This window comes from Frankia canadensis (assembly GCF_900197875.1).
In the GTDB taxonomy this organism is placed as follows: domain Bacteria; phylum Actinomycetota; class Actinomycetes; order Frankiales; family Frankiaceae; genus Frankia; species Frankia canadensis.
In genome coordinates, this window is the sequence record NZ_FZMO01000133.1 from 1 (window position 1) to 10,678 (window position 10,678).

At 73.6% G+C, this 10,678-nt stretch carries 9 protein-coding genes; 7 read left to right on the forward strand and 2 right to left on the reverse strand.

What is annotated here, in order from left to right; translation table 11 throughout:
* Positions 1-356: 356 nt before the first annotated feature.
* From C1A33_RS13090 to C1A33_RS13115, 6 genes are all read left to right on the forward strand, one after another.
* Positions 357-1,547, forward strand: coding sequence for a methylenetetrahydrofolate reductase C-terminal domain-containing protein (locus C1A33_RS13090; protein WP_243407489.1), 1,191 nt, complete (start codon positions 357-359; stop codon positions 1,545-1,547).
* A complete protein-coding gene (locus tag C1A33_RS13095) occupies positions 1,544-2,962 on the forward strand; it encodes an amidohydrolase family protein (protein ID WP_243407490.1) in 1,419 nt (472 codons plus the stop codon). The genes C1A33_RS13090 and C1A33_RS13095 overlap by 4 nt, the downstream gene beginning before the upstream one ends.
* Complete coding sequence (locus tag C1A33_RS13100; protein ID WP_101831796.1) at positions 2,959-3,780, forward strand: ABC transporter ATP-binding protein; 822 nt, start codon at positions 2,959-2,961, stop codon at positions 3,778-3,780. Before C1A33_RS13095 ends, C1A33_RS13100 begins: the two co-directional genes overlap by 4 nt.
* Positions 3,781-3,827: 47 nt before the next feature.
* Entirely contained in the window at positions 3,828-4,676 is an 849-nt protein-coding gene (locus C1A33_RS13105; RefSeq protein ID WP_101831802.1) for an ABC transporter permease subunit, read from the forward strand.
* A gap of 233 nt (positions 4,677-4,909) precedes the next feature.
* A complete protein-coding gene (locus C1A33_RS13110) occupies positions 4,910-6,118 on the forward strand; it encodes a nitrate ABC transporter substrate-binding protein (RefSeq protein WP_101831797.1) in 1,209 nt (402 codons plus the stop codon).
* Positions 6,119-6,122: 4 nt separating this feature from the next.
* Complete coding sequence (locus C1A33_RS13115; RefSeq protein WP_101831798.1) at positions 6,123-7,541, forward strand: FAD-binding oxidoreductase; 1,419 nt, start codon at positions 6,123-6,125, stop codon at positions 7,539-7,541.
* A 77-nt stretch (positions 7,542-7,618) separates the two neighbouring features.
* Here the strand turns inward: C1A33_RS13115 and C1A33_RS13120 are convergent, their stop codons facing one another.
* Complete coding sequence (locus C1A33_RS13120) at positions 7,619-8,242, reverse strand: malonic semialdehyde reductase (protein ID WP_101831799.1); 624 nt, start codon at positions 8,240-8,242, stop codon at positions 7,619-7,621.
* Positions 8,243-8,392: 150 nt separating this feature from the next.
* On the opposite strand from C1A33_RS13120, the gene C1A33_RS13125 reads away from it, so the two are divergent.
* Positions 8,393-8,773 (forward strand): MarR family winged helix-turn-helix transcriptional regulator, encoded by a 381-nt coding sequence (locus C1A33_RS13125; RefSeq protein ID WP_101831800.1) that lies wholly within the window; start codon positions 8,393-8,395, stop codon positions 8,771-8,773.
* 302 nt (positions 8,774-9,075) lie between these two features.
* Here C1A33_RS13125 and C1A33_RS13130 read toward each other — a convergent pair.
* Positions 9,076-10,678: phytoene desaturase family protein (locus C1A33_RS13130; RefSeq protein WP_207770293.1), on the reverse strand; the 1,603-nt coding region annotated here is incomplete at its 5' end.

A 10,678-nucleotide genomic window follows, 5' to 3' on the forward strand; every position in this document is an offset into this window, starting at 1 on the left:
CCTCCGCCCCCGCCCCCTCCCCCTGCGGCACGTAGATCGCCTCTCGGGTCACGCTCTTCGTGGGTGTCGCCGCGGCGGGTCGTGGCAGCCTTCTGGCCGTTTCACGGCAGCCCGTGTCGCACATTCGGGACAAAAAGGACGGGCGGCCGCGCATTCGCGACACGGTGCCGCCGCCCTCCGCACCCCCTTCCCAGCGGAGGGAAGTCAGCCCGATATGCGGCTTATGAGGAGCTGCCGGCCGTCCGGTCCCGCGGGACCGGGCGGCACGCGACTGTGGCGGTCTCCGGGAAGCTTTAACACGCGCCTTATCGACCGGAAACCGCCCGTCGATGGCCTCGCCGGACAGTGTTGGCGTGATGAACATCGGGACGTTCGCCGAGGCCACGTGGGGTGACGCGGTCGCCCGATGCCCCAAGCAGATGGCGCACGGACCATGCGCCGGTGTCGGCGACGACCACAGCTGTGAGGTTCCGGGCTTCGGTCCGTGCACCTTCCTCGACGTCCTCGACGCCTGGCCGCACCCAGCTCCCCCGGTCTCCGGACAACGCCGCGATCCCTCGCCAGCGGCCTGGACCAGCGAGGCGTCCGCGGCGACATCCACGGCGGCGTTCAGGGCGGCGGCGGCGTTCAGGGCGGCAGCGGCGCGGCGGCCGGTGGTCGTCGCGGATCTGCCGGCGGCGCCGCTGTCGGCGGACGGGCTGCGGGCGAGCGCGGACCTGCTCGCGCCGGTCGCCGACGCCTGCCTGCTCGGTGATCATGGCGGGGCCCGGGTGCAGTTCCCGCCGTCGTACCGGGCGCGGCTGCTCACCGAGCGCGGGGTGGTGGTGTGGGCGGGCGTCAACGGCCGTGACCGCAACCGGGTCGCGCTCGAGGGGGAGATCGCCGCCTGCGTGGACGCGGGCGTCACCGCCCTGCACTGCGTCACCGGTGATCATCCGGCGCTCGGGCACCGGGCGGACGCGCGGGCCGTGTTCGACCTGGACAGCGTGGGGATCGTCGCGCTCGCACGGGGGCGTGGGCCGCTGGTCTCCGCCGCGCACGCACCGGCCGCGCCCCCGGCGGACCGGCGGCTGTCACGCCTGATCGCCAAGATCGACACCGGGGTCGACGTGGTCTTCGTCGATCACTGCGGCGGCCCGGAGGGGGTCGGCGACGCCGTCGCGCGGCTACGGGACACCGGCTTCGACGGACTGGTACTGGCGTGTGTGCCGGTGGTGACGAGCGCGGCGACGGCGGCCGTCGTCGCGTCGTTCGCGACCGGACGGCTGCCCGCCGGCTATCTGGAGGCCGTCCTGGACGCGAACGATCCACGGGAGGCAGGCGTACGCGCGGGCGCCGACCTCGCGGCGCGGATGATCGCGCTGCCCGGCGTCGACGGCGTCAACCTCTCCGGTGGTGCCGAGCCGGGACATGAACTGGCGGCGGCCGGCGCCACCGCCGACATCACCCGCCGTCTGCTCGGCGCGAGCACCCGGACCGCCGGCACGAGCGGGCCCGCCGCCGGCCCGCGCACGAGCCCGACCACCGGTGCGGGGGTGGCGCCGTGAGCTGGTTGCGGGGGGCGACGACGGCGGCGGGGGACGTCGTCGACGTCGAACTCGCCGACGGCGTCATCCGCCAGGTCGTGCCGCACGGCGAGCGCGGCGGGCGCGCCGCGACCGAGGCGGCCGACGTGGATCTGCGCGGGCAGGTGCTGCTGCCGTCGTTCGTGGAGCCGCACGCGCACCTGGACAAGGCGCTGACCGCGTCCCTGGCGCGCAACGTCACCGGGGATCTGGCCGGGGCGATCGAGGCGATCCAGACGCTGCTGCCCGACTCGACGGTCGAGGACTTCGCGGTGCGCGCCGAGGCGGCGCTGCGCATCCACCTGGCGCTGGGCACGACACACATCCGCACCCATGTGAACGTCGGCGTCCAGTCGGGGATGCGGGCGCTGGAGGCGCTGGTCGGGGTGCGGGAGCGCTGGCGGGGGCTGGTCGAGCTGCAGCTCGTCGCGCTGGTGTCGAACCCGCTGGCCGGCCAGCCGGGGAGGGACCTGCGCCAGGCGCTCGCGGAGGGCGCCGACGTCGCCGGCGGCTGCCCGCATCTGGACCCGGAGCCGCACCGCGCGGTCGCGATCTGCCTGGACGCGGCCGGGGAGGCGGGCCGCCCGCTGGACCTGCACACCGACGAGACGCTCGACCCACGCCTGCTCACCCTCGCCACCCTCGCGGATCTGGTCGCCCGCTCCGGCTTCCCGCACGGCGTGACGGCCAGCCACTGTGTGAGTCTCGCGATGCAGCCGCCGGACGTGCAGGCCCGGGTCAGCGAGCAGGTCGCCGCCGCCGGCGTCGGGGTCGTCGCGCTGCCGCAGACGAACCTGTTCCTGCAGGGTCGCGCGCACGCGGTCGGCACGCCGCGAGGGCTCACGGCGATCGGGCCGCTGCGCCGCGCCGGGGCGACGGTCGCGGCCGGCGGGGACAACCTGCGCGACCCGTTCAACCCGGTCGGGCGCGGCGACGCGCTGGAGACGGCGGCACTGATGGTGATGGCCGGCCATCTGAACCCGGACGACGCGCTCACGTCGGTGACCGCGGCACCGCGCCGTGTCCTCGGCCTGCCGGCTGTCGACCTCGTCCCGGGCAGTCCCGCGGACCTCGTCGCGCTGCCCGCCGCCGGCGCCCTCGACGCGCTCGCCGCCGCCGGCGCCGCCCGCACGGTATGGCGATCTGGCCGGGTCGTGGCCCGCACCACCGTCCACACCGACCTGACGGAACCGCACGCACGCGGTGAGACCGGCGCGCCGCCGGGCGCTGCCGGTGCCCCGTCCGCCGTGCCGCTGCGCCGCCCGGGCGCCGCCGCTCCCGCCGCCGCGGGGGCCACCGCCCGCCGCGCGCCGGGCGGCGCGGGCCTCGGCTCCGAGCCGTCCGCGGCCGCCATGCCCGTCCTCGCCCGTCCGGACCTTCGGGAGGCAACGTCGTGACCATCACCCACCCAGGGCCCGCCGACGACGCCGCAGACACCGCCGCCGCCGCAGACACCGCCGGCGCGTCCCCCGACGGCGCGGGCGCGACGCCGGCGCTGCGCTTCGCCGGGGTGCGCAAGCGGTTCCGGGACGGCACGGTGGCGCTGGTCGACACCGATCTGGCGGTCCGGCCGGGCGAGTTCGTCTCCGTCGTCGGGCCGTCGGGCTGCGGCAAGAGCACGCTGCTACGCATCGCCAGCGGGCTGGAGAAGGCCACCGACGGGACCGTCGACGTCGCCTCGGCAGGCGTCGGGTACGTCTTCCAGGACGCGACGCTGCTGCCGTGGCGCACGGTGCGCGGCAACGTGCGGCTGCTCGCCGAGCTGGAACATCTCGACGCGGCCGAGCGGGAGCGCCGCGTCGACGAGGCGATCGGCCTGGTCGGGCTCGGCGGGTTCGAGAAGCATCTGCCGCACGAGCTCTCCGGTGGGATGCGGATGCGCACGTCGCTGGCCCGCTCGCTGGTCCTCGACCCGTCGATCTTCCTGTTCGACGAGCCGTTCGGCGCGCTCGACGAGATCACCCGGGAGCGGCTCAACGACGAACTGCTGCGGATGTTCGTGCTGCGCCGCTTCGCGGCCCTGTTCATCACCCACTCGGTGGCGGAGGCGGTGTTCCTCTCGACGCGGGTGGTGGTGATGAGCGGCCGGCCGGGCCGGGTGAAGGCGGACCTGGCCGTGCCCTTCGCCTATCCGCGCGCGCCGCAGCTGCGCTACAGCCCCGAGTTCGCCGCCCTGTGCGGCGAGGTCTCCCACCACCTGAGGAGCCAGGATTGACCACGACGTCACCTGCCGCGGCCACGACGGATCCACCAGCCCCGGCGCTGCCCGAGCCGGCTCCCGCGTCCCGACCGCGCGGGCGGGTGAGAGCGGCGTCCGGCGGGCGCCGCGGCAACCTGGCGAGCCTCGTGCTGGGCCCGGCCGCGGTGCTCGCCGCGTTCATCGGTCTGTGGTACGGCGTGTCGGACGGTCTGCTCAACGAGCAGCAGCGTTTCATGCTGCCGCCGCCGCACGAGGTGGTGCGGGTCGGGATCCTCGACGGGAAGAACTTCTCGTCGATGATGAGCGCGCTGCGGCTGACCTGCGAGGTCACGTTCTCGGGGCTCGCGATCGCCATCGTTGTCGGGGTGATCGTCGCGGTGGCGATGAGCCAGGCGAAGTGGATCGAGAACGCGCTGTTCCCATGGGCGGTGGTGATCCAGACGGTGCCGGTGCTCGCGCTCACCCCAGTGCTGAGCTTCTTCTTCGGGTTCGCGCTGACGAGCCGGATCATCGTCTGCGTCATCATCGCGTTCTTCCCGATCGTGTCGAACACGCTGTTCGGCCTGCAGTCGGTGGACCGGGGCATGCACGAGCTGTTCCGCCTGCACCGCACCGGGCGCTGGACGCGGCTGTGGAAGCTGCAGCTGCCGGCGGCGCTGCCGTCGATGTTCACCGGCTTTCGCAACGCCGCCGGGCTGTCGGTGATCGGCGCGATCGTCGGCGAGTTCTTCTTCAAGCAGGGCGAGCCGGGGCTCGGCACGACCCTGTCGGTGTTCACCTCCCGCCTGGAGGGCGAGCGCCTGTGGGCGACCACGCTCACCGCGAGCCTGCTCGGCATCGCGGTCTTCGTCTTCTTCGGCTGGCTTTCGCGGCGCGTCGTCGGCCGCTGGTACCAGCCGAAGCGCGGCTGACCCGCCCGCACCGGCATCACCCGCCGGCATCACCTGCCGGCATCACCTGCCGGCATCACCTGCCGGCATCAGCATCACCCGACCGGCATCAGCATCACCCGCCCGCATCGGCCCCCTCCGCCCAGGGCGACGGCACCACCCTCACGGTGCACGCATCACACAGCCGTGTGCACGCACCACCCCTCACGTCCATCCCTGCCCGCACGGGCTGTGCACACCTCTGGAGACACACGTTGATCAGATCTCGGCGACGGCCCGCCCGGCTCGTCGCGCTGACGGCGACCGCGACCGCGCTCGCCCTGACCGCCGCCGCGTGCGGCGGCGGCGGCAGCGACGGCGGCTCGTCCGGCGCGTCGGCGGCGCCGTCCGCGGCCGGTCCGGTGCCGGCCCAGTACGACCTGAAGGCCGCCGGCTGCCCGTCGACGATCGTGCTGCAGACCGACTGGAACCCGGAGTCGGAGCACGGCGGCCAGTACCACCTGCTCGGCCCGAACCCGAAGATCGACGCGGGGGCGAAGTCCGTCACCGGTGAGCTGGTCGCGCATGGCGGCGTCGACACCGGCGTCAAGCTGGAGATCCGCGCGGGCGGGCCGGCCGTCGGCTTCCAGACGGTGACCTCGCAGCTCTACAAGGACTCGAACATCACCCTGGGCTACCTGGGCACGGACGAGCAGATCGCCCTGTCGAAGACGCAGCCGACGGTGGCGGTGCTCGCCGGTCTGGAGAAGAGCCCGCAGATCATCGGCTGGTCGCCGGACAAGCACCCGGACTGGAAGACGATCGCCGACATCGGGAAGACGGACACGAAGGTCCTGTACTTCCAGGGCGCGTCGTACATGGACTACTTCACCGGGTCGGGCATTCTGAAGAAGAGCCAGGTCGACGGCAGCTACGACGGGACGCCGACGAACTTCGTCGCTTCGGGCGGCACGTACGCTGTGCAGGGTTTCGCCACGTCGGAGCCGTACACCTGGGAGCACGAGGTGCGCTCCTGGAACAAGCCGCTGAAGTACCAGCTGATCGCGGATGCCGGTTTCAACTTCTACCAGCAGGCGATCGGCGTGCGTAAGGACAAGCTCGCCGCGCTGGGGCCGTGCCTGACGAAGCTGGTGCCGATCATGCAGCAGTCGATCGTCGACTTCATGGGCAACCCGGACGCGACGAACAAGCTGATCCTCGAGCTCGTCGACAAGTACAACAACGGCTGGGTCTACAGCGACGGTGTCGCGACGTACGCGGTGTCGACGATGAAGTCGCTCGGCATCGTCGGCAACGGGTCGAACAGCACCCTCGGCGACTTCGACGACGCCCGGCTGCAGAAGCTCATCGAGATCCTGGACCCGATCTACCAGGCACAGAACAAACCGATCCTCGCCGGGCTGAAGCCGTCCGACCTGGTCGACAGCAGCTTCCTCGACACGAAGATCGGCCTGGGGTCGTAACGCGATGTCAGATTCAACCCTCGCGCAGCGGGGTGGCGGGGCCGGGCAGCAGCGCGTGCTGCCCGGCTTCGGCCGCGCGCGGCTGCCTGCGGTGACCCCGCTCGACCCGGCGGTGCTCGACGGACTCGCCGCGGAGCTCGCGCGGCTGCTGGGCGACGACGCGGTGCGCCGGGACGAGGCGTCGCGGCTGTCGGCGTCCACCGACTGGGCGCACATGAGCCCGGTGCTGGCGCCGCTGCTGCCCGGCGGCGTCGCCGACGTGGTCGTCCGCCCGGCGGACGCCGCCGGCATCGCGACCGCCGTCGGGGCCGCGCATCGCCACCGGGTGCCGGTGACGGTGCGCGGGCAGGGCACCGGGAACTACGGGCAGGGCATTCCGCTGTTCGGCGGTCTCGTCGTCGACACGTCCGCCGCGTCGCGCGTGCTCGCCGTCGAGGACGGCTGGCTGACGGCGGAGGCGGGCGCGTCGTTCGTGCTGATGGAGAAGGCGGCGCTGGCCACCGGGCAGGAGCTGGCGATCCTGCCCTCGACGGTGGGCAGCACCGTCGGCGGGTTCATCGCCGGCGGCTCGGGCGGCACCGGGTCCATCGCCAACGGCGCGATCTGGGACGGCTACCTGCGCTCCCTGCTCGTCGTGCCGTGCACGGACGACGCGACGCCGGTGGCGGTGCCGTTCCCTGAGAACACCGCCATGGCGCACGCGTTCGGCGTGTCCGGCGTCATCGCGCAGGCCACCGTGGCGCTGCGCCCGGCGCGGCGCTGGACCGGGCTGTACACGTCGTTCGCCGACCTCGGCGGCGCGGTGGCCGCCGGCGAGGAGCTCTTCGAGCTGGAGCCGAGCCCGCGGCTGCTGTCACTGGACGAGGCGGGCATCATCGCGGCCTACCGCCCGGCCGACCCGGCGCTGCCGCTGGACCGGGTGAGTCTTCGCGGCATCGTGACCGAGGACAGCGTCGAGGCGGCGAGCGCGGTGGTGCGCCGCCACGGTGGCAGGGTGGACGCGGTGCGACCGAAGGGGCCCGCGCACATCGCGTCGCTGTCGTACAACCACACCACCTACCGCGTCCGCAAGGTGCGCCCGGAGCTGACCCATCTGCAGTGCATGGGCCCGGGCCTGACGCGCCGGCGCGCCGAGGTGGCCGCGCTCGCGCCCGAATCCCTCATTCACCTGGAGGGTTTCCTGACCGCGTCCGGCCGCGACTGGGTGAGCATGCTGTTCCTGCGCTACGACGGCGCCGACGACCTCTACGACCGGATGGCCCGCCTGGCCGACGTCGAGGTCTACGTCGACGACCCGCACACCTGGGAGCTGCACCACGGCCGCCTCGACGCGGTGCGCGCCGCCGCCGCCCGCTTCGACCCCGACGGCCTGCTGAACCCGGGCAAGCTGCCGGCCCTCGCCGGGGCCGGGCCGACGCCCTGACCAACCCGCCTCTCCCGCTCTTCCCGCCCGTCCTGCCCGCGCGAGCGGGACCCGGACCGCTGCCGGATCAGTGTCTCCTACTCCCAGCGGACCGCGTCCTCGTGGCCGAGGCGCGGGAGCCGACCGAACCACGGGTTGGTGCCGGGGTGACCGATGTTGACCACGAGGATGGAGTGCCAGCGGCCGTCCGGGAAGAAGTCGGCGTCGATCCCGGCGGCGTCGAAGCCGGCCATCGGGCCTGCGGCGAGGCCGTGGGCCCGCACCGCGAGGATGAAGTAACCGGCCTGCAGGGTCGCGTTGAAGGTCCCGGTCCGGGTCCTCAGCTCCGCGTCGGCGTCGAAGGCGTCCTTCATCTCGGGCCGGAAGGGCAGCAGAGCGGGGATGTGCTCGTGGAAGCGCGTGTCGACGGCGAGGACGGCCACGGCGGGCGCCGACGCGGTCTTGGCCCTGTTGCCCTCGTTCATGTGCGTGAGCAGGCGCTCGCGCCCCTCGTCGGTACGCACGTACAGGATCCGCAGCGGCTGGGAGTTGCCAGCGGTCGGCGCCCACTTCGCCAGGTCCCAGATCGCCGACAGCTCGGCGTCGCTGACCGGCGTCGGCGCGAACGAGTTCGCGGTCCGGGCGTCGGTGAAGAGCGTCGCGCGCCCCGCGTCGTCGAGCGTGCCCAGCACTGGCGACGCGATCTCGGTGAGGTCGGTCATGTCTCTACTCCTGGTGATCTCGTCTGTACGGGGAGGCCCGGCCGGCCCGGCGGCGGATCTCGCCCGCATCGGTCCCGCACGGCGCCCGGTCAGCAACGGCCTTCCGCCGCGGCGCTGGGTCCCCTTCCGGAGATTTGGTTGACGTGACAAGTGAACGGTAGCGATCGGTACGAGGTGCTGTCCCTGCTGTCGGAGTCCAGCGCGCTGACCCTCCAGATGTCGGAGCTGGCCGCGGGAACGAACGCGTCCCTGTCACGGCTCTCCCACGTGGCCTCCCGCCTGGAACGACGGGGATGGATCACCCGCCAGGCCTGCCCGGGCGACGGCCGGGCCTCCCAGGCGGTGCTGACGCAGGCCGGCCTGGCAAGGATCGTCGAAGCCGCCCCGCATCACGTACGCGCCGTGCGCGAGCTGGTCATCGACGCGCTCACCCCGACCCAGCTGCGCCAACTGGCCGCCGCGGCAGCCAGGATCACGCGCCGGGTCGACGGGCACGACGCCGCCCGCGCCACGGCCGGACCCCGCCGCTGACACAGGGGCGCCGGGCCGAGCAGGCCGCCCCCAGCCCAACCACACTTCCCGCAGCACGGGACTTCGTCCTGCCAGACGGCCGATTCGACGCCCCCGGCGCACTCACCGGGCTCGCGGAGTTCTGGCGCACGCACGGAAAGATGCTCGGCGGCGGGAGGCCGTACGAGCGCCTTCCATGCTCACGGTCGGAAATCGGAGACCGACACCTCGCGGGCATCATCAACCACGGAGTCATACTCCCCGACCACGAGATCCGGGGGATGCTTGATGGAAAGAACTTTATCGAAGATCTTCTTGTCGTCCTACTGACCGGCGTGGGGGGACGGGTTCCTCGGGCGGGCGGTGAGGATGACGTGGGCGGTGTTGCGGCCGCTGGCGCCCCAGACGCCGGCGCCGGGGAAGGTGCCGGCGCCGGTGAGGTAGAGGCCGGCGACGGGGGTGCGGTAGCGGCTCAGCTCGCGGGGGCGGCCGCTCAGGGCGGCCACCACGCCGCCGGGGAAGGAGGGGGCGTAGCCGCGGGGCATGGCGAACTCGCGCTCGTAGTCCGGCGGGGTCATCACCCGCCAGTCGCGGACCGCCTCGACGAGCGCCGGATCACCGAGGGAGGCCAGCCGGCGCAGCCAGGACCAGGCTCTGGTCGGATCGGACCAGCCGCCGGGCAGCGCGTACGGGGTCCACAGCACCTCCAGGCTGAGCAGGTGTGTGTCGGGCGACGGCCGCATCGCCGGGTCGAGCACGGAGGGTGTGTTCAGCAGGAACATCGGCGGGTCGCTGACCTGGCCGCGCGCGCGGGCCGCGGCGGCGGCGACCTGCTCCGCCGGGGTGGGGCTGATCGTGATGGTTGGAACGTGGTGCGCGTGCGGGGGAAGCAGGTCGGCGGGGATGGCGCGCAGTGCGGCGAGGTCCGGCGGGGCGGTGACGACGGCGTCGAGCTTCGACTCGTAGCCGTCGACCCGGGGCGCGCTCGCCCACCGGGCGTGCAGCCGGGCCGCGGGCGGCACGCCGTCGAGCCAGTCCACGAGCACCGTGCGCGGATCGGTGGCGGTGACGACCGTCGACGCGGCGATCTGCCGACCGTCAACGAGACGCACCCCGCGGGCCTGGCCGTCACGGACCATCACCCCGCCCACTCGGGCCCCGGTGACGACGACGCCGCCGTGGTCGCGCACGCACGCGGCGAGCGCCGCCGGCAGCGCGCCGCTGCCGCCGGCGGGCCGCCCGACGCCGATGAGATGGCGCATCGCGAAACCCAGGGCGCCCAGGCCACTGCCGGGGGCGTCCGGTCCGAGCCCCCACACGGCGGGGCCGTTCGTGCAGGCCGCGGCGATGAGCCACGGGGGCAGGCCGAACGCGCCGAGCACGTCGAGCAGGCTGCGCCGCGCCCAGGACAGGACCGTTGCGGCGCCCCGCAGCCGTCGGCGGGCGGCGATCGCCGCGATCGCCGGGGTGCTCGGACGGGAGCCCTGCACGTCGGCGACGAGCCGGGCGGCGGGCAGCGCGACGTCGAGATAGCGCCGGTAGGCATCCGCCGCCGTCTGGTCCGTGCGGGCCAGGCCGTCCAGGGTCCGCTCGACGCTGCGCCATTGGACGAACGCCGGTGCGTCGCCCCAGCCGAGGGCGATCCCCATCGGGTCGACGTCGAGGTAGCGCAGGCCGTGGGCGCCGAGTTCCAGGTCGTCGACGATCCCGCTGGCAAGGATCATCGTGTGGTCGCAGTTGCAGATGTTCACCCGGGCGCCGATCGCCTCGACGGTCGACGCGCAGCCACCGACCTCGTCGCGGGCCTCGACCACGACGACCGACCGGCCCGCCCGCGCCAGGTAGGCCGCGCAGACCAGCCCGTTGTGCCCACCTCCGACGATCACCACGTCCGCCCGCGCGGGCGGACGTGGTGATCGTCGGAGG

Coding starts and splice junctions, on each gene's coding strand:
- C1A33_RS13090 (WP_243407489.1), top strand. CDS start 357: ATGAACATCGGGACGTTCGCCGAGGCCACGTGGGGTGACGCGGTCGCC.
- C1A33_RS13115 (WP_101831798.1), top strand. CDS start 6,123: ATGTCAGATTCAACCCTCGCGCAGCGGGGTGGCGGGGCCGGGCAGCAG.
- C1A33_RS13120 (WP_101831799.1), bottom strand. CDS start 8,242: ATGACCGACCTCACCGAGATCGCGTCGCCAGTGCTGGGCACGCTCGAC.